The sequence below is a fragment of the Micromonospora sp. NPDC023814 genome (assembly GCF_040639595.1).
In the GTDB taxonomy this organism is placed as follows: Bacteria; Actinomycetota; Actinomycetes; order Mycobacteriales; family Micromonosporaceae; genus Micromonospora.
This window is the reverse complement of sequence record NZ_JBFAAF010000068.1, coordinates 1-18,615: the sequence shown is the minus strand read 5'-3', so window position 1 is coordinate 18,615 and position 18,615 is coordinate 1. Positions and strand designations below refer to the sequence as shown.

General features: G+C 72.7%; 15 protein-coding genes. 6 read left to right on the top strand and 9 right to left on the bottom strand.

Annotated elements, in window-relative coordinates; genetic code table 11:
- Positions 1–12 precede the first annotated feature (12 nt).
- Both AB0G14_RS27800 and AB0G14_RS27795 read right to left on the bottom strand, forming a co-directional pair.
- Positions 13–1,569, bottom strand: a complete 1,557-nt coding sequence (locus AB0G14_RS27800; protein ID WP_357702327.1) for an aspartate aminotransferase family protein — start codon at positions 1,567–1,569, stop codon at positions 13–15.
- Positions 1,570–1,711: 142 nt separating this feature from the next.
- Positions 1,712–2,950 (bottom strand): MFS transporter, encoded by a 1,239-nt coding sequence (locus tag AB0G14_RS27795; RefSeq protein WP_357702325.1) that lies wholly within the window; start codon positions 2,948–2,950, stop codon positions 1,712–1,714.
- Positions 2,951–2,965: 15 nt separating this feature from the next.
- Between AB0G14_RS27795 and AB0G14_RS27790 the strand changes: the two genes are divergently transcribed.
- On the top strand, positions 2,966–4,252 hold the full coding sequence (locus AB0G14_RS27790; protein WP_357702323.1) for an RNA-guided endonuclease TnpB family protein: 1,287 nt from the start codon (positions 2,966–2,968) through the stop codon (positions 4,250–4,252).
- A gap of 13 nt (positions 4,253–4,265) precedes the next feature.
- On the opposite strand, the gene AB0G14_RS27785 is transcribed toward AB0G14_RS27790, so the two are convergent.
- A complete protein-coding gene (locus AB0G14_RS27785; protein WP_357702321.1) occupies positions 4,266–4,976 on the bottom strand; it encodes a siderophore-interacting protein in 711 nt (236 codons plus the stop codon).
- 98 nt (positions 4,977–5,074) lie between these two features.
- Here AB0G14_RS27785 and AB0G14_RS27780 point away from each other — a divergent pair, with 98 nt between their 5' ends.
- Positions 5,075–7,141 carry a penicillin acylase family protein gene (locus tag AB0G14_RS27780; protein WP_357702319.1) on the top strand — a complete coding sequence of 689 codons (2,067 nt, stop codon included), beginning with the start codon at positions 5,075–5,077 and terminating at the stop codon, positions 7,139–7,141.
- Positions 7,138–7,698 carry a GNAT family N-acetyltransferase gene (locus AB0G14_RS27775; protein WP_357702317.1) on the top strand — a complete coding sequence of 187 codons (561 nt, stop codon included), beginning with the start codon at positions 7,138–7,140 and terminating at the stop codon, positions 7,696–7,698. The genes AB0G14_RS27780 and AB0G14_RS27775 overlap by 4 nt, the downstream gene beginning before the upstream one ends.
- A 29-nt stretch (positions 7,699–7,727) precedes the next feature.
- On the opposite strand, the gene AB0G14_RS27770 is transcribed toward AB0G14_RS27775, so the two are convergent.
- On the bottom strand, positions 7,728–8,528 hold the full coding sequence (locus tag AB0G14_RS27770) for an ABC transporter permease (RefSeq protein WP_357702315.1): 801 nt from the start codon (positions 8,526–8,528) through the stop codon (positions 7,728–7,730).
- A gap of 189 nt (positions 8,529–8,717) precedes the next feature.
- On the bottom strand, positions 8,718–9,956 hold the full coding sequence (locus AB0G14_RS27765) for a S8 family peptidase (RefSeq protein WP_357702313.1): 1,239 nt from the start codon (positions 9,954–9,956) through the stop codon (positions 8,718–8,720).
- 620 nt (positions 9,957–10,576) lie between these two features.
- Here AB0G14_RS27765 and AB0G14_RS27760 point away from each other — a divergent pair.
- Entirely contained in the window at positions 10,577–11,428 is an 852-nt protein-coding gene (locus AB0G14_RS27760) for a hypothetical protein (protein ID WP_357702311.1), read from the top strand.
- Between the two features lie 214 nt (positions 11,429–11,642).
- Here AB0G14_RS27760 and AB0G14_RS27755 read toward each other — a convergent pair whose 3' ends face one another.
- The gene (locus AB0G14_RS27755; RefSeq protein WP_357702309.1) at positions 11,643–13,280 is read right to left on the bottom strand and encodes an MDR family MFS transporter; all 1,638 of its coding nucleotides are present in this window, start codon (positions 13,278–13,280) and stop codon (positions 11,643–11,645) included.
- Positions 13,277–13,744, bottom strand: a complete 468-nt coding sequence (locus tag AB0G14_RS27750; protein WP_357702307.1) for a MarR family winged helix-turn-helix transcriptional regulator — start codon at positions 13,742–13,744, stop codon at positions 13,277–13,279. The genes AB0G14_RS27755 and AB0G14_RS27750 overlap by 4 nt, the downstream gene beginning before the upstream one ends.
- 108 nt (positions 13,745–13,852) lie before the next feature.
- Between AB0G14_RS27750 and AB0G14_RS27745 the strand changes: the two genes are divergently transcribed.
- Positions 13,853–14,476: a TetR family transcriptional regulator gene (locus AB0G14_RS27745; protein WP_357702305.1), complete on the top strand. Its 624-nt coding sequence runs from the start codon at positions 13,853–13,855 to the stop codon at positions 14,474–14,476.
- A 758-nt stretch (positions 14,477–15,234) separates the two neighbouring features.
- Here the strand turns inward: AB0G14_RS27745 and AB0G14_RS27740 are convergent.
- Both AB0G14_RS27740 and AB0G14_RS27735 read right to left on the bottom strand, forming a co-directional pair.
- Entirely contained in the window at positions 15,235–16,206 is a 972-nt protein-coding gene (locus tag AB0G14_RS27740; RefSeq protein ID WP_357702303.1) for a hypothetical protein, read from the bottom strand.
- Positions 16,207–16,499: 293 nt separating this feature from the next.
- A complete protein-coding gene (locus AB0G14_RS27735; protein ID WP_357702301.1) occupies positions 16,500–16,886 on the bottom strand; it encodes a sigma-70 family RNA polymerase sigma factor in 387 nt (128 codons plus the stop codon).
- A gap of 1,372 nt (positions 16,887–18,258) precedes the next feature.
- Between AB0G14_RS27735 and AB0G14_RS27730 the strand changes: the two genes are divergently transcribed.
- The coding region (locus AB0G14_RS27730) for a hypothetical protein (RefSeq protein WP_357702299.1) at positions 18,259–18,615 on the top strand (357 nt) is incomplete at its 3' end.

Below are 18,615 nucleotides of genomic sequence, written 5' to 3'. Positions count from 1 at the left end.
GGGGACGGGTCGTCAGCCGACGGGGCAGGTCAGCTCGGCGGTCGCCCTGGTGTGCGCGTACCAGCCGGCGTGGTCGGCGACGAGGTCGAGGACGTGGGCGATGTCGTCCAGCGTGGTCTCGGGGTTGAGCAGGGTGAACTTGAGGTGGTGCGCGCCGTCGACCCTGGTCCCGGCGACCAGCCCGGCGCCGGAGGCCGCCAGCGCCTCACGGGCGTACAGGTTGGCGTCGTCGACGAGGTCGCGGCCGGGGCCGGTCGGCAGGTAGCGGAAGACCACGGTGCTGAGCTGCGACCGCGTGACCACCTCGAAGCGGGGGTCCTCGGTGAGCAGTTGCCAGGCATCGGCGGCCCGGTCCACCACCTCGTCGAAGAGCGCGCCGATGGCGTCCGGGCCCATGATCCGCAGGGTCAGCCAGAGCTTCAGCGCGTCGAAGCGGCGGGTGGTCTGGATGCTCTTGTCGACCTGGTTGGGGATGCGCTGCTCGACCATCCGGGCGGGATTGAGGTAGTCGGCGTGCCAGGTGGCGTGCCGCAGCACCCGCCGGTCGCGCACCAGCAGGGCGCTGGAGCTGACCGGCTGGAAGAACGACTTGTGGTAGTCGACGGTGACCGAGTCGGCCCGTTCGATGCCGTCGAGCAGGTGCCGCCGGGTCGGCGACACCAGCAGCCCGCAGCCGTACGCGGCGTCGACGTGCAGCCAGACGCCGGCCGCCGCGCAGACGTCGGCGATCTGCGGCAGCGGGTCGATGGTGCCGAAGTCGGTGGTGCCGGCGGTGGCCACCACCGCCATCACCACCAGCCCCTCGCTGCGGCAGCGGTCGATCTCGCGGGCCAGCTCGTCCGTGCGCATCCGCCGGTCGGTGTCGGTGGGCACGGTGACCACCGCGTCCGCGCCGAGGCCGAGCAGCTTGGCCGCCTTCTGCACGCTGAAGTGGCCGGCTGCCGAGGTGACGATGCGCAGTCGGGACAGCAGCTCCGGGCGGGACGGCTGCCCGGTCGCGCGGCCGGTCACCCGGGCGCAGGTCTCCTCGCGGGCCAGCAGCATCGCCTGGAGGTTGGACTGCGTGCCGCCGCTGGTGAAGATGCCGTCGGCGGCCGGCCCCAGGCCGATCCGCTCGGCCGTCCAGTCGACCAGCCGGCGCTCGATCAGGGTGCCGCCGGCGCTCTGGTCCCAGGTGTCCAGGGAGGAGTTGACGGCGCTGAGCACGGCCTCGGCGAGCAGCGCGGGGATCACCACCGGGCAGTTGAGGTGTGCCAGGTAGCGGGGGTGGTGGAAGAAGACGGCGTCGCGCAGGTAGACGTCCTGGAGTTCGTCGAGCGCGGCGCCGGTGTCGCCCAGCGGCCGGTCCAGGTCGATGCCGGCGATCCGGGGCGCCAGTTCGTCCGGTGTCACGCCCGTGAACGGCCGGTCCGCGCCGGCCACCCGGGTCGCCACCCGGTCGATGCCGGCGGTCAGCACGCGCCGGTAGTCCTCGACCGAACCGGCGGTGAACAGGTGGGCGCGGGCGCCGTTCGTCCCGGGGGTCACCCCGGTCGACGGTGCCTGGACGGTGGATCCGGGCAGGCTCATGCGGGTCCTCAGCGGTCGGGAGTGGACACGGTGGCGGGGGACGTGGGCGTCGCCTTCCGCCAGCGATCCGATGATCGAGCGAACTTAGGTTACCCTAACCTAAGTTCGTGTCAAAGATGTTGCCGCGTCGCATCGATTTCGCTCAGTTCGGCGCCGTCGCCAACACCCGCTCCCCGGGCGCCGCCCCGGCGGGGCGCCGGAACCGGCGCTGGTGCGCCACGCCCACCGCGACGCCGAGTCCCACCAGGACGATGGCGGCCACCGCGACCGCGGGATAGCCGACCTGACCGGCCGCGGCCAACGCGACGGCGGCGGCCACGAACGAGCAGACCAGCCCGAACGACGACAGCACGGTGAAGTCCGTGCCGCCCGTACCGGGGCGGGAGTAGTCCATGTTGACCGTGTAGAGCACGACGTTGGCGACCGTGTACCCGGCCATGAAGCAGCACAGCGCGGCGACCGTCCCGCCGAGCGGGGCGCGGCCGTTCATCAGCGGCAGCAGCATCGCCGTGGACGCCGCCAGCGCCACTCCCCCGGCGACGAGCACGCCCGCTCGCCCGAACCGGCCGATCCCGACGCCGGCGACCAGACCGGCCGCGACGGCCGGCACGCTGGTCACCACGCCGGTCACCACGCCGATGCGCTCCAGCGACCAGTCCGCGTCGACCAGGGCCGGCGTGACGAGGGCGTACGCCGCGCCGGCTCCGGTATAGACCAGGGGCACCACGCCGAAGGTCCACCACCGGCAGCCGGGCTGGCCGAACACGGACAGCAGCGCCCGGTACGCCTGGCCGGTCCGGACGCGGTCGGCGCGGGCGGGCTCCCGGAACCGCCACACCACCAGCAGGCCGACGGCGGTCAGCACGGCCAGCAGCAGGATCGCGGGCACCCAGCCGAACCGGTCGTAGACGATCACGCAGGCGCCGCCGCCGAGCAGGTTGCCGACGTAGCTCGCGGCGACCTGGATCCCGTTGCCGGCACCCCGCGCCCGCTCCGACAGCAGCCGGACGGCGACCGCGTCGACGGCGATGTCCTGCGTCGCGGAGAGGAACACGTACGCGACGCAGATCGCGACGACCGGGCCGAGCTGCTCGGCCGGGCGGTCGAACGGCAGCAGCGCCAGCAGGGCCAGCACCAGGCCGCCCTGGAGCACCAGCAGCCAGGACCGGTAGTGGCCGCGGCGGCGGGAGCCGTACCGGTCGAGGATCGGCGCCCAGAGGAACTTGACCGGCCAGACCAGGCCGACGAACTGCAGCAGCGCCAGCGTGTCGAGAGAGGTGCCGCCGTCACGCAGGATGGCGGTCAGCCCGACGGTGATGAAGCCGATGCCGAGGTACTGGGTGACGTAGAGCGCGGTGAGGGTGCCGAGCCGACCCTTCACCGGATCACCGCCAGGATGCCCCGTCCTTCAGGGCGGGGAGGAATGGCGAATGCGTTGTCAGCCATGTCTGTCCTTTCTGGTAAGACTGGTCCTGTGCGGACGGCGTACAGGTGTCGGGCGTACCCGACCCCGGAGCAGGCGGTGGTGCTGAACCGCACGTTCGGGTGTGTACGTGTCGTCTGGAATCGCACTCTCGCCGCCCGTCATGCTCGTTACCGCGCTGAGGGCAGATCGACCTCGTACGCGGAGACGGATCGGGCGCTGACGGACATGAAGAAGCAGCCCGACCTGGTATTCCTGGGTGAGGTGTCGTCGGTGCCGTTGCAGCAGACCCTGCGGCACCAGCACACCGCCATGACCGCGTTCTTCGCCAAGCGGGCCCGGTACCCGCGCTACAAAACGCGGCACGGCCGCCAGTCCGCCAGTTACACCCGCTCGGCGTTCCGCCTGCGCGGCGGGAACCTGACGCTGGGAAAGACACCCGGCATGCTGCGGTTCGTATGGTCGTGGCCGGACCTGGACGTGGCCGGGCTGGACCCGACGACGGTGACGGTATCCCGCGACCCGGACGGCCGCTGGTTCGTGACCTTCGCCGCCGACATCGACACACCCACCGCACCCGAACCCACCGGTCAGGTGGTGGGCGTGGACCTCGGCCTGACCGACTTCGCGGTCCTGTCCACCGGCCAGCGCATCCCCCACCCGAAACACATGGAGCGGCGCGAACGCCGACTCAAGCGATATCAGCGGATGATGGCCCGCCGACAGAAGGGCTCCGCCAACCGCGCCAAAGCCAAACGGAAGGTCGCGCGGGCGCATTCGCGGGTGCGTGACGCCCGCCGTGACTTCCTGCACCAGCAGTCCACCGCCCTGGTGCGCCGGTTCGCCGCCATCGCCGTAGAGGACCTGGCGGTGGCGAACATGGTCCGCAACCGGCCCCTGGCCAGATCCATCTCGCGTACCGGCTGGGCCGAGTTCCGCACCCTGCTCACCTACAAGGCGCACCGCGACGGCCGTACCCTCGCGGTCGTGGACCGCTGGTACCCGTCGTCGAAGACCTGCTCGACGTGCGGGCACCTGCTCGCCACACTCTCCCTCGGCACACGCCACTGGACGTGTCCGAGTTGCGGCACCCGGCACGACCGGGACGTCAACGCCGCCCAGAACATCGCCGTCGCGGCCGGGCTGGTCGAGACGCAAAACGCCTGCGGAGCGGACGTCAGACACGAGGGGCAACCTTCCGTGCGGTCTGCGGTGAACCAGGAACCCCAACCCGCGAGGGTGGGAATCCCCCGCCTTTAGGCGGGGGAGGATGTCAACGGGCGCTCCAGTAGCCCAGCGAGGTGACCTGGTGCTTGCCGACGCCCAGCGTCCGCCGCACGTGCCTGGTGATGCCGCGAGTGCTGGCCGCCTCGCAGGCCACCCAGTAGTGCGCGTCGGCGGCGGCGGGCAGCGCGGCACAGACGGTGTCGACCAGGTGCCGCCCGTCGTCGCGGCGCGGCACCCACGTGACCTCGTGCCCCGCCCGGGCGCGCGGCGTCAGGGCCTTCTCGCCGTCGTCGGCGTACTCAAGCCAGACCGTGGCTGGGACGTCGGGGGCCGCGTCGAGCAGGCTGTTCACCGCCGGTAGCGAGGCGGCGTCGCCGACCAGGTACAGGTGCCGCGGGGCGGGGTCCGGCAGGCTGAACGCGCTGCCCTGCATGGTGGCGTCGATGGTGTCGCCGGGCTTCGCGTCCTTAGCCCAGCGGGCGGCGCACCCGTCGTGGATGGCGAACTCCAGGTCGAACCGGCCCGTCGCCGGGTCCGGGTCGACGAGGGTGTACGCGCGCTGGTGCGGGCGGCCGTCGTTGTCGAACCACAGCCGGACCCACATGGTGGGGTGCACGCCGTACGCCTCCAGCAGCCCGCCGCCGTCCATGTGCAGGCGGCGGTAGTTCCCGCCCACCGACTTGGCGCCGAGCACGGTCAGCCGGAAGTCCCGGCCGCCCATCGCCTTCAGCACCAGGGCTTCCCAGTTCCGCTTCACGCACCCCTCCAGGTAAGGTCTGCCTCAGTTAGGGGAGGGTAACCTAAATTGATGTTCTTGTGGCAGGCGGCCCGGCCGCCCATCCGACCCGCGCCGCGATGACCGGCGTCTATCGCGACCAGTGGGGCGTCCCGCACCTGCGCGCCGACACCGTCGACGACCTCGCCCGCCTCCAGGGGCGGGTGGCCGCCGTCGACCGGGCCTGGCAGATCGAGGTCGAGCGGTGGCGCTCGGAGGGTCGCCTCGCCGAGCACGTCGGCCCCGCGGAGCTGGGCTGGGACAGGTTCGCCCGCCGCGCCCGCCTCGACGACACCGCGCGGCGCTGCTTCGACGGGCTCGCCCCCGACACCAGGCGGTGGGTCACCGCCTATGTGGACGGGGTCAACGAGGGGCTCGCCGAGGGCGCCGCGGCGGCGCCCGAGTTCGCGGCGCTCGGCTGCGCGCCGGGACCGTGGCGGCCGTGGTCGCCGCTCGGCGTCTTCCTCGTCCAGCACGTGCTCTTCTCCACCTTTCCCAACAAGCTGTGGCACGCCCACGTCGCCGGCGCCCTCGGCCCGGCGGCGACCGGCCTGTTCGCCGTCGAGGGACCCAGCGGGTCGGGCAGCAACGCCTGGGCGCTGCCCGGCGAGCCGGTCACCGGCCGGGCGCCGGTCGTCGCCGGCGACCCCCACCGCATCCTCGAACTGCCCGGCGTCTACCAGCAGGTGCGCCTCGCCTGCCCCGAGTTCGACGTGCTCGGCTTCGCGTTCCCCGGCGTCCCGGGCCTGCCCCACTTCGGGCACGCGGGCGAGGTGGCCTGGGCGGTCACCAACGCGATGGCCGACTACCAGGACCTCTACCGGGAACAGGTACGCCGCGACGGCGACCGGGTGCTGGTCCGCGACGCGGACGGCTGGGCGCCGGCGCACCGCCACGTCGAGCGGATCGAGGTGCGCGGCGGCGAGCCGGAGTCCGTCGAGGTGATCGAGACGCCCCGCGGACCGGTCGTCGACCACGACCGGGACACCGGCGAGGCGATCAGCCTGCGCACCCCCAGCCGGGTCGAGGGGCGCCTCGGCTTCGACGCGCTGCTGCCGCTGCTGCGGGTGCGCAGCGTCGGCGACGTCGCCGACGCGCTGCGGGACTGGGTCGAGCCGGTCAACAGCGTCCTCGTCGCGGACCGGCACGGGGCGGTGGTCCACCTGGTCGCGGGGCTCGTCCCGATCCGCGACGAGCGGTGCCGGCGGGAACCGGTGCCCGGCTGGGACCCGCGCTACCGGTGGCAGGGCGGCTACGCGCCACCGCGCCGCACCGCCGTCGACGGGGTGGCGGTCTGCGCCAACGACCGGCGCCCCGACACCGCCGACCTCGGCGCCGACTTCGCCCCGCCGCACCGCGCCCACCGCATCCGCGCCCTGCTGGCCGACGGCGCCGGCCCGACGGCCGTACACATGGACACCCGACTGGAGGCCGCGGCCCTGCGCGGCGTGCTCGACCGGCTGGCCCCCGACGGCCTCGGCGAGCCGGCGCGGCGCCTGCGGGACCGGCTGCTCGCCTGGGACGGGCGGATGGGGGCCGACAGCACGGACGCCGGCGCCTTCGCCGCCTGGCGCGCGGCCCTGGTCCGTCGGCTGCACGACCACCCGTGCCTGCGCCCGCTGCGCGCCCCGAGCGCGTTCGACCCGCTGTTCACGCCGTGGACCGACCCGCTGGCGCGCATCGGCCACGCCCTCGACGGGGTGGTCGCCGGGCTGCACCGCCTGGGCGGGGACGTCGGCCCGGTGGCGGCCGGGGCGCTGGCGGACGTCGCGGCGGGCGACCCGCCCGGTCCGTGGGGCCGGCGGCACGTGCTGCACCCGGTCCACCTAGGTGTGGAGCCGGCGGTCGACGCGGCCGTACGCGCGATGCGGGAACGGGTCGCGCTGGCCGGCGACACCGACTGCGTGCTGGCCACCTCCAGCGTCCCGGGCGTGTCCGACGCGTGCTGGCGCGGCCCGGTGGCCCGCTACGTGTGGGACCTGACCGACCGCGCGGACAGCCGTTGGGTCGTGCCGTTCGGCGCCTCCGGACGGCCCGGTGACCCGCACTTCGACGACCAACTCCCACTGTGGGCCGGCGGCGAGCTGGTCCCGGTGGTCACCGACTGGCGAGAACTCACCCCGGAAGCAGGAGCACAGACATCGTGATCTATCAGGAGAAGATCCCCGGGTTCGGCGAGCTGTCGCTCGTCGTGCTGGACCCGAAGCGCCACGCGGAACTGGTGCACGGCTGGGTGACCGAGCCGCGGGCGTCGTTCTGGGGCATGGGTTCGTACTCGGTGGACGACGTGCGGGAGATCTACGAGTTCGTCGACGGGCTCACCACCCACCACGCGTACCTGATCATGCTCGACGACACGCCGGTCGGCCTGTTCCAGACCTACCAGCCCGAGGCGGACCCGGTCGGCGAGCGCTACGCCGTCCGGCCCGGCGACGTCGGGATGCACCTGCTGCTCGCGCCCGGCAACCGCCCGCCGCGCGGCCTCACCACCGCCGTCGGCCCCGCCCTCGCCCGCTACCTGTTCAGCGACCCCACGCGGCAGCGGATCGTGGTCGAACCCGACGTACGCAACCAGCGCGCACTGGACCGGCTGGAGCGGGAGGGCTTCGCCTTCGGCGACGAGGTGGACATGCCCGACAAGCGGACCCAGCTGGCGTTCCTGACCCGGGCCCGGTTCGAGTCGGATCACCCCGTACCGGTCTGACGGCCGGCGGGTCCGGACCGCCCTCGGCGTCAGGTCCGGACCCGCCGGCCGCCACCGACCGCCCGCAGGTCGAACGGGAGCAGCTCCGCCCGGGCCGGACGCAACCGGCCGCGGGCCACGAGTTCGACGGTGATGACGACCGCGACCGCCTCCACCGCGAGGAGCCCGACCAGCACGACCAGCTGCGTGATCCCGGCCGTGAGCGGACTGGCGCCGCCCAGCAGCACCCCGACGAACGCGCCCGGCAGCGTCACCAGCCCCACCGTGCGGGTCTGGTCCAGCGCCGGCACCAGCGCCTGCCCGGCCACCGGACGGCACACGAGCAGGACGGCGTCCCGTGCCGGCAGCCCCAACGCCAGGGCGGCCTCCACCTCTCCCCGACGGGCGGTCAGTTCGTCCAGCACCCGCCGGCCCGCCAGCGACGTCGCGGTCATCGCCCCGCCGATGAGGATTCCGGCCACCGGGATGACGGCGATCCCGCGCATCGGCACGAGCCCCGCCGACAGCAGCCCCGCCACCACCGTCATGCTCCCCGCCGCGATCGGCACGCCCGCCCACCAGTTCCACCGGCCGGTGATCCGCCGGCCGGAGGTGGCCGCCGCCACCGCGCACATCAGGACGACGAAGGCCGCCGTCGCCCACAGCGACACCACGATCGCGGTGATCAGCAGCGACACGGCCGCCAGCTGGAGCGCGGCGCGGGCCGCGGCGACCAGCACCTGCCGGCCCTGCCCGAGCCCACCGGCCCGGACCACGACGGCGGCCACCACGGCCAGGGCGACCAGGGCGGCGGCCAACTCCGGGCCGACCACCAGCATCGTCGACGACATCCGGCAAGTCTGCCGGCGCGCGGACGGCCGCGGGACGGCGGCCTCGCACCGATCGGCGCCCGGATCTGGGCGGACGACCCCGCAGGCGGCGAAGAGCGGCCCGGGCACGGGCCGGCCCCGGGGCGGGACGCCTCGGGGCCGGTGCGACCGTTCCCGCCGGGAGCCGTTACGGCCACCGGCATCGGAGGGTCAGAAGGTCGGAGCTAGGTAGAGCAGGCGGTTCGGCGAGCCGCTGCCCGGGTTGGTGATCACGTTGGTCGTGGCCTGGCTGACCAGGTACGAGTGGACCTGGGCGGGCGTCCAGCCCGGGTTGACGCTGAGCACCCGGGCGGCCGCGCCGGCGACGTGCGGCGAGGCCATCGAGGTGCCGCTGATGGACGAGGTGGCGGTGTCGCTGGTGGACCAGGCCGACAGGACGCCCACGCCGGGGGCGAACATGTCGGTGCAGGTGCCCCAGTTGGAGAACGAGGCCCGCGCGTCGTTGCTCTGCGAGGCGTTGACGGTCAGCGCCGTCGGGACCGAGGCCGGCGAGTAGTTGCAGGCGTTGGCGTTCGAGTTGCCGGAGGCCACGGCGTAGGTGATGCCGTCGGAGATGGAGTTCGCCACGGCGGTGTTCAGGGAGCTGTTGTAGGAGCCGCCGAGGCTCATGTTCGCCACCGCAGCCTGGCCCGCCTGGTGGTTCGAGGTCACCCAGTTGATGCCGGCGATGACCTGCGCCCAGGTGCCGCTGCCCTGGCAGTTCAGCACCCGCACGGCCACCAGCCGGACGTTCTTGGCGACGCCGTAGGTGTTGCCGCCGACGGTGCCCGCGACGTGCGTGCCGTGGCCGTTGCAGTCGGCGGCCGGCAGCGCGTTGTCGATCGCGTCGTAGCCGTCGACGGCCTGGCCGGCGAAATCGACGTGGGTGGTCCGGATGCCGGTGTCGATGATGTACGCGGTGACGCCGGTGCCGCTGCTGTTGTAGGTGTACGTGCGGCTCAGCGGCAGGGCCCGCTGGTCGATGCGGTCCAGGCCCCACGGCGGGTTGGACTGGGTGGCGGTCGTCGTCACGGTATGGTTCTGCTCGACGTAGTCGACGGCGGGATGCGCGGCGAGGCGCTTCGCGGCCCGCTCCGACAGCCGCACCTCGAAGCCGTTGAGGGCGTCGCCGTAGACGTGCCCGACCGTCCCGCCGAAGCGCGCGGCCAGCGAGCCGGCGCTGCTGCGCACCTCGGCCTGCCGGGTGCCGGCGCGACCGCCGACGCTGCTGTCCTTGAGCACCACGATGTAGCTGTCGGCCACGGCCGTCGCGCCGCCGGCGCTGCGGATCTCGCCGGTCCCGGGGGCGGCTGTCGCCGGGGCGCCGATCATGGTGGTGACCATGGCGGCGCTGGCGAAGACGCCGACCGCGCCGGCGAGGGTACGCCGTCGAGTGCGAGGGAGTGTCATCTCCCGGTCCTCCTACTGTCGTCGCCTTCGGGTGGCTCGTGGCGCACCCGGCAGGCGGTGGACGATGAGGAAACCTTAGCCACCACATTCATCTTCGTATATTTCCTTGGTGTTCACGATGTGAGGACGATGTTGAAGAACCGCACGTGAAAGGCTTGCGCGAACAGGCATCCAACTGAGATGCGTCGACATCTACGGTCGCCCGGCCGCCGACCGGGCGACCGTCACGGCGACGGCGGCGACACCCCGCGCCCGGCGGTGGGCGACACTGCGGACCGACCGAAGCCCCGGCCGGGCGGCACCGCCCACATCGCGGACCGGCGGGATGAGTGATCCTCGTCACGGGGAGGGCACGCCCGGCGCGGCGTCCGCACTTGAGCGGCGCGGGGAGCGGAATCCCGCTGCACGGCCCGGATCCGCCTCCCCGACGCCGCCGGGCCGCCGCCGACCCCCGTCGACTCAGGGCAGCCATCTCCTACACAGAGGGTGATGGCCGATTCTTGGCGGCTATGACCCGGACCTCGACCGGATCGCCGGCAACCGTCGCGATTTGGAGCGCTCACTACCCTGTTCCATGATTCCCGTGCCTGGGCACACATCGACAGTGATAAGGGCTTCAGATGACCGACAGTCACCCTCCGTACGGAGGGCAGCCGGATCCGAACGTCACCCCGTGGAGCGGGCCGCCGGCCCCGCAGGGCGGGTACCCCGGATACGGCCAGCCAGGGCAGCAACCGCAGTTCGGGGCCCCGGTCCCGCCGCCGCAGAAGTCGAACAAGGGCCTGATCATCGGCCTGTCCGCCGCCGCCGTGGTGGTCCTGCTCGTGCTCTGCGGCGCCGGCGTCGGGTTCGTCCTCGTCAACGACGACGAAGATCCCACCCCGGTCGCGTCCGCCACCCCGAGCGGGTCCAGCGAGCCCGGCACCGACGCCACCCCCACCCCGGGGCAGTCCGAGTCGCAGGATCCCGGCAACAGCAACAACGCGGTGACCGCCCGCTACTCCAGCGACCTGGGCGACGTCTGCGAGGGCAGCCAGATCCTCAACGCGGCGCCCTACAACGGCGGGTCCGGCGCCAAGGCGTACGTCTTCTCGAACAACCCCGACCGGCTGACGTTCTGGTCGTCGAAGTCGATCGCCTCGAACAAGCCGTACTACGCCAAGAGCGCCGACTTCGAGTCGGTCTCCGTCGTCGGCTGCCTGAAGTTCGTGGAGGGCAGCGAGGGCACGCCCCGCAAGTGCCAGTACAAGGACAGCTCCGACAAGCAGGTCACCATCGACTACGTCTCGTCGCGCTACGAGCTGACCTTCTACGCGGCGAAGACCGGCGAGAAGATCGGCGACGGCGGCACCGTGAGCGCCCCGGCGAACCGGTGCCCGAGCTTCATCTCGTACAACAAGAGCACCATGAAGTCGTACGCGTCGCCGGACTCCGGCACCATCGAGGCGGCCCTGGACAAGTTCCTGTCCTGAGGCGGCCCGGTCGACATCGGGGAGGGACGGTGACCGTCCCTCCCCGATGTGTTTCCCGCGTCCGCCGCACCCGTGGCGGAGCAGGCTGCCTCGCCCTCGACCACGCGACCGTCGTGCGGGTGCGCGGCCCCGACGCCGGCTCCACCTGCCCGCCGACGAACGGGGCCGCCGCCGTCTTCCTATGGCGGCGGCCCCGGCGGGCGTGGGGCGGACCTCAGCGGCGGGCCGACGTCTCCTTCGCCACGGCGTCCACGTCCACCTGGTCGAAGGCGGGAGCGCCGTCGACGGCGTCGGCGGCGACGGCCGCCGAGGTGGCGGCGTCCGGCAGGTCCAGGCTGGTGCGCAGGGTGACCGGCTTGAGCAGGGCCGCCGCGAGGACGCCGACGACGGCGATGGCCGCGGAGATCAGGAAGATGTGTCCGGTGGCGTCGCCGTACGCGGCCCGGACGATCTGCTGGACCACAGCCGGCATGGCATCGATGTTGAGGCTGCCGGTCCCCCCGCCGGAGGTGGGGATGCCCGCGGCGGCGAGGTCGGTGGTGATCTGCTCGGTGACCCGGCGGGCGAGGACCGCGCCGAGCACCGACACCCCGATGGTGCCGCCGAGGGAGCGGAAGAACGCCACGGTGGAGCTGGCCGCGCCGATGTCCTTGAGGGAGACGGTGTTCTGCACGGCGAGGACGAGGTTCTGCATGGTCATGCCGACCCCGACGCCCACGATGAACATGGCCGCGCCGACCAGCACCAGCGACGTCTCGTGGTCGATGGTGCCGAGCAGGGCGAACCCGGCGACGAGCACGACCGCCCCGACGAGGATGTAGGGCTTGACCTTCCCGGTCCGGGTGATCAGGCGACCGGCGACGATCGACGAGCCGAGGACGCCGGCCATCATCGGGATGGTGAGCAGCCCGGCCTCCGTCGGGCTGTAGCCGCGGCCGATCTGGAAGTACTGGCCGAGGAAGACGGCGCCGCCGAACATCGCCATGCCGACCGCCAGGCTGCCGAGGATGGCCAGGGCGGTGGTGCGCTGGCGGACCAGGTCGAGCGGGACCACCGGCTCGTCAGCCCGCACCTCCACCCAGACGGCCAGGGCGAGCAGCAGGACCGAGCCGCCCACCATCGCCGCGCTCTGCCAGGAGACCCAGGCGAACGAGTCGTCGACGAAGGAGATCCAGATGAGCAGCACGCTGACCCCCGCGGCGATCAGGGTGGCGCCCAGGTAGTCGATCTTCACGTTGTCGCGGCGGACCGTGGGCAGGCGCAGGGTGACCTGGAGGAGGATCAGCGCGATGACGGCGACGGGGACCCCGACGAAGAAGCACCAGCGCCAGCCGAGCCAGGACGTGTCGACGATGAGCCCGCCCAGCAGCGGGCCGCCGACCGTCGCCACAGCCATGACGCCACCGAGGTAGCCGTTGTACCGGCCGCGCTCCCGCGGCGGGATCATTGCCGCGATGGCGACCTGGACGAGCGCCTGGAGGCCGCCGACGCCGATGCCCTGGAACGCACGCGCGGCGATGAGCTGGCCGGCGGTCTGGGCGAGGCCGGCGACCACCGAGCCGACCAGGAAGACGACGATGGCGACCTGCACCAGGAGTTTCTTGTTGAACAGGTCGGCGAGCTTGCCCCAGATCGGGGTGGTCGCGGTCGCCGTGAGCAGAGTGGCGGTGACCACCCACGTGTACTGGGTCTGCGACCCGTTCAGCGCGCCGATGATCTTCGGCAGCGCCGTCGAGACGACGGTGCCGCTGAGCATGGCGACGAAGAGCACCAGCAGCAGGCCGCTGAGCGCCTCCAGCGTCTGCCGATGCGTCATCGGCGTGTCGCCGGTCGTCGTGGTGGGTGCGCTCATCGCGCGGCCTCCAGGTTGTCGTGGTGTCCGAGGGCGGTCTCGATGTCGCGGGTGAACCGGCCGAGCGCCCCGCTCAGCGCCGCGATCTCGTCGGGCGTCCAGTCGGCGAGCGCCCGGTCGAGCACCCCGCCGTACCAGCCGAAGATCTCGGCCAGGGCGGCCCGGCCGTCAGGGGTGACGGCCAGGACCCTGGCCCGCATGTCGGTCGGGTCGGCGCCCCGCTCGACCAGGCCGAGCCCGACGAGCGAGGCGATCGCGCGGCTCACGGTCGACGGGTCCAGCCCGGTGCGGGCGGCGAGTTCCCGCGCGTGGCAGCCGGCCGGAAGCCGGTCGATCTGCATGAGCATGCCGACCAGGCCGAGCGGCACGAGCGGCCGCACGTCGGCCCGGCGCCGCCGGATCAGCCGTACGGTCCGGACCAGTTCGTGCAGCCTCGTGCCGAGTTGACGAGCGGTGCCGTCCACGTTCCTCCCACATCGCAGATGGTTGCCGCATACAAGCATCTGCCGATCTTGCCTAATGAGCAAGTTTGCGCAATGAGAAACGAGTCACGTCGGCACTAGGCTGTCGGCATGGACGAGGCCACCGGGCTACGGGAGCGCAAGAAGGCGGCGACCCGCCTCGCCCTGCACGAGGCGGCCCTGCGCCTGGCCTCCGAGCACGGGCTCGACCGCGTCACCGTCGAGGCGATCGCCGACGCCGCGAACGTGTCCCGCCGGACGTTCTCCAACTACTTCTCCAGCAAGGAGGAGGCGATCTTCCACGGCGACGCCGTACGGCTGCGCCGGCTGCTGGAGCTGGTCCGCCAGCAACCGCCCGACGCGCCGCCGTGGCGCGCGCTGAGCCGGGCCGCCGAGCACCTCGCCGAGGAGGCGTACGGCAACACGCCCCCCTCGTGGCTGGTCCGCCGCCGCCAACTGCGGGGACACCCGGGACTCGTCGCCCAGCAGATCGCGGCGTACACCACCATCGAGCGCGAACTCGCCGACGAAGTCCTCCACCGGCTGGCCGGTCCCGACCCGGAGCTGCGGGCCCGGGTCCTGGCGGCGACCTTCCTGGCCACCCTGCGCGTCGCCGTCCAGCACTGGATCGAGCACCCCGACGGACCGCTGCGCGACACCCTCCGGGCCGCGCTCGCGGAGGCGGCGTCCGCACCGGCCGTCGAGGCTGCCGCTCCCCCACACGGCACCACCTGAGCCCGCAGCGGCCGCCCACGCCACGCCCGCCGCCGCGGCGTCCGGCGTCTGGTCCGGCGTCCGGCGTCCGGCGTCCGGCGTATCGAATCACCAGGTCTCGGCCTGACCGCTCCCGCGGTGGTCGCCACCTCCCTCGGCGGGATGTTGGCCACGCTGTGGACCCAGCGCCACCCCGACTGCCGCGGCGCGGTCAGCCTGGACGGGAATCCGACGCTCGGGCGCCCCGAGCAGCTCGCCGGAATGGACCCGGAGCAGGCAGCGACGGAACTCGCCAAGCTGCGGGCCGTGTTCGACGAAATGCGACGATGGCGGCCGAGCCGCTCAGCGCCGAACAGATGGCCGCGGCGCTGGCCGGGCAGCGGGCGATGGCTCGACGGTACGGCGCCGCGGAGGAAGACTGGGTGGCGGCCTTCGAACGCAACCTCGTGCCCGGCGATGACGGCCGGAGCCGGCTGCGCCCCGGCCGGGAACTGACCGGGCAGCTCCGGGAAGCGATGGAGGCGCTCGACCTGACCCCTGCCTACCGGGACACCCGGTGCCCCTCGCTGCTCGTCCTCGCCACCGAGGACCTGCCCGAAACGGAACGTCCTCGGGAACTCGCCACCCTCGTCATCGACTTCCTCGACGCGGCGACCCCCGACTGTGCCGCCGCGGTCGGCAGCGGACGGTGCGCACGCATCCGTGGATCTCGCCGCACCACCGCTGCCCGGTCCCGCCTCGCTCCCGCCGGGCGGTGCCGGCCCGGCGGGAGCCCCGCGTCAGGGCAGGTCGGGCGCGCCCAGGAAGGACCAGGTCTTCCCGTCGGCGGACCACCACGTGCCCGGGGTGTGCGGCCAGCCGCCCTGCGCGTATCCGCCCGGTACCGGTACGGCCGCCGCGCCGGGCGCGGGCTCCATCGGGGACAGGCGCTGCCCCCCGTCGCCGCTGCTGAACATCAGCGGCCTGTCGTCGGCGACGAGACCGGCCTGGATGACCAGCGTTCCGTCGGACCGGACGAAGGCGCGAAGCTGCCGGTCACCGACGGCTGCGCTGCCGGCGGTGCGTTGCCAGGTCCGGCCGCCGTCACCACTGCGATGGACGACCAGTGTGCCGTCGATGCTGCCGACGGCGTAGACGGTGCGGCCGTCCCACGTGGCCACGTCGAGCGCGACGTCGTGGCCGGCGGTGAGCGACCCGGCGAAGACGTGTCGCTGCCAGGTACGGCCTCCGTCGCGGCTCACCGTGATCGCGCTGCCCCGGCCGACGAGCCGGCCGTCGATCGTGTCCACGGCCGTGTAGCCGCTGCCCCAGATGCCCGCCTCGGGCGGCACGTCTTCCGCGAGCGCGGGCAACGCCAGCCCCGTGGTCTGCGCCACCTGCACGACGTCACCCGTGGCCGGGTCCGCCGCCACGATCCGGTCGGCGCGCGGGCCGAGCATGTGGTTGAGCACGCGCCATCCGTCGGGCACCTGGACGGCCGCGTCCGCGGTCACCTCCCGCCACCGTTCCCCGCCGTCGACGCTCGCGAGCCAGCCCTGCCGGTCTCCGGCTCCGACGTCGACCTGGTACGACGCGATCAGCGTGCGCTGCCCGGCCGTGGCGAGGGCGACCAGCGCGTTGCCGGACAGTGGAAGCTCGCGGCTGCGCCAGGTCGCCCCACGGTCGGCGGTGCCCGACACCATCAGCACGCAGTCGTCCTCGCGGCAGTTCTTCCAGCGGAAGTAGAAGTGGTCGAGGTCTCCCGCGACCACCGGGCCCGGACGGGGGGGTCCGGGCCCCGCCGGGGACGGGGCTGGTGGAAGGCGCTGGCGTCGGGATGAAGCCGGGCGTCGGGGTCCCGCCGAGGCCGGGAACGGACACCTGGGGGTCCGCGCGGTGCAGACCGGCGGAGGCGACCCCGGCGACAGCGACCAGCGCGAGCGTGGTCAGCGAGGCCGCGGCCACGCGGGTGTGCCGTCGACGGCGTGCCGCCCGGCGCCGCACCTCGGTGAAGTCCGGTCTGAAGGCCGCCTGGGCGGCCCGGTCGAGCCCGGCAAAGTCCAGGTCAGGCATGGAGAGAACCTCTCTTGTTCACGATCCCTGGTCGAACGGTGGCGATGTCGGCGGTGTCGCCGAGGTCGACGGCGAGGGCACGACGGGCCCGGACGAGGCGGGTCTTGACCGCCTCCACGGAGCAGCCCAGGGCCTCCGCCACGTCGGCCACCGTCATGTCCGCGATGTGGTACAGCACGACGGCCTCACGGGCCGGGCGCGGCAGCCGCTGGAGTGCGGTGACGAGGGCGACGTGGTCGGGCGACATGCCCGCGGTCCCCCGCTGTCCACCGTCGAGCTGGCCGGAGCGCGCCAGCCGGGCGAAGACCATCCGGCGTCGGTGCCGGCTCCGGGCGATGTTGAGGGCCACCGTACGCAGCCACGCCTCCGGATGCTCCACCTGACCGAACCGACCGGCCGGGCCAGCGCCCGTACGAAGGCGTCCTGCACTACGTCCTGAGCCTCCGCGTAGTCACCGGTGATCGCGAACAACTGCGACACCAGGCGCGACGCCGCGGCGGCGTACAACTCCCGGATCTGCTCCTGGATGTCCGACACATCGTCTCCTCCTGCTCAGCCTCTGCATCCCTTGAGACCAACCAGCAGCCGCCCCGGTGACACCTCCGCGCGGCGAATCGCCGCTCGCTCGCGCACCGCAGCGACCGGCGAAGCGCCGCGGGGCAGCGACGGTCACCCGTCCAGGATCTGGGTCACCCGAGAGTCAGGGCAGCGGCGGCCTGCCCGCCGTGCCGGCGGCGGTGCTGATGCTCTCCGGCCGTGTCCGATGGGGCAGGAGGATCGTCGGTGCCGCCGGCCATGCGCGCGGCACCGACGCGGTGGGACGACCCCAGGCGAGACGGCGCCGGATCCGCCACAGGCCGAAGACCGTCAGCAGCGCAGCTATGACCAGGCACATCGTCGACTCCAGCACCTGGAACGGCCAGTAGCGGTGGTCGGGCTGGTAGCTGATCCTAAGGTGCCACCCACGCCGAGGGTGGGCGGGCCGAGGGATGTGCGGCAGGATGCCGCTCCTGGCGCTGCAATGACGTCAGCGCCAATACGCGGGCCGGGGAAACTGTTGCCGCACGGCAGTCGGAGGACAGCGCCAGACCCTGAATACGCTGAAGATTCCCGACGACCGAGAATGGCATGGCGAAGATAATCGGGTCAAGGGTCGGCGGGCTCGATGGCCGACATCCGTCTGATTGCCCCGCCGGCGGGCATCCCCTCGACAACAATCGCCGAACCACCACCTCCGCTACCGCTACACCGCGCATGTCAACCAGACAGGCACATCCGTGATCCCGGCTTCGACCCAGCGGTGATCAATTCCTACGAAGCCGAGGCTCCCGACGGGTCACCTGAGCCGTGGGATTTCCTGCGGGCCCAATTCTCGTTGCCGCGCCTTCGTCACCCGCCCCGCCGAACGCCCACGGGAAACTCGCCCGGCACCACGCAGCAGCGCGAGCCGGCACCACACCGGCCGGGTTCGCCGTCGGTCCGACCGGCCGAGCGAGGAACCCACCGGCACGTCGAGGCCGATCCACAGCCTCCGGAGCAGTGGCAGCCACCAGGAACTACACGGCTCTCGGAACACCGACCAGCCCCGCCGCGCCTCCGCCCTTCTCCGCCCCACGGTCCACGTCGCCAGCGGCCAGATACTCTCCACGATTGCTGAACCAAGCGATAAATCATTGACGTATCCGCTTGCACAACACGATTATCTGACGCAGTCGCGTTGTCGGCGAACCGTCGCCCCGAAAGGACGACAGATGAAGCCAGAGGACTTCCGCGACCTGATGCGTAAGCTCTCCCGGGGTTGCCATTCTCGTCCCGGCGGATCGCGCTGGTCGGCCACGGACAACGACCTGCTAGCCCGTGGAAATGCGCGCCTGCCGCCGCCACTTCTCAGCGGTGTGCGAATGGCCGACACGACGTCCGGCGCCGCGCCGAGTTACGCGAATTCCTCGCTCGACCTGCCGCACGACGGCGGCGCGACGCGCGCGTCCACATTCCGGCAGCACCAGTTCTCGCGCGGTGACTGGTCAGGTGCTCGTCGGCGGGTCGGCTTGACCTGGGGCGTTCGGGTTGGATCATGGTTGGGTGTGCGGAACGCCGTCGATCGTGGA

What these genes read in the sequence shown, in the direction of transcription:
- AB0G14_RS27800 (WP_357702327.1), bottom strand. Translation starts at nt 1,569, where the DNA reads ATGAGCCTGCCCGGATCCACCGTCCAGGCACCGTCGACCGGGGTGACC.
- AB0G14_RS27790 (WP_357702323.1), top strand. Translation starts at nt 2,966, where the DNA reads ATGCCCCGTCCTTCAGGGCGGGGAGGAATGGCGAATGCGTTGTCAGCC.
- AB0G14_RS27780 (WP_357702319.1), top strand. Translation starts at nt 5,075, where the DNA reads ATGACCGGCGTCTATCGCGACCAGTGGGGCGTCCCGCACCTGCGCGCC.
- AB0G14_RS27770 (WP_357702315.1), bottom strand. Translation starts at nt 8,528, where the DNA reads ATGTCGTCGACGATGCTGGTGGTCGGCCCGGAGTTGGCCGCCGCCCTG.
- AB0G14_RS27765 (WP_357702313.1), bottom strand. Translation starts at nt 9,956, where the DNA reads ATGACACTCCCTCGCACTCGACGGCGTACCCTCGCCGGCGCGGTCGGC.
- AB0G14_RS27760 (WP_357702311.1), top strand. Translation starts at nt 10,577, where the DNA reads ATGACCGACAGTCACCCTCCGTACGGAGGGCAGCCGGATCCGAACGTC.
- AB0G14_RS27755 (WP_357702309.1), bottom strand. Translation starts at nt 13,280, where the DNA reads ATGAGCGCACCCACCACGACGACCGGCGACACGCCGATGACGCATCGG.
- AB0G14_RS27745 (WP_357702305.1), top strand. Translation starts at nt 13,853, where the DNA reads ATGGACGAGGCCACCGGGCTACGGGAGCGCAAGAAGGCGGCGACCCGC.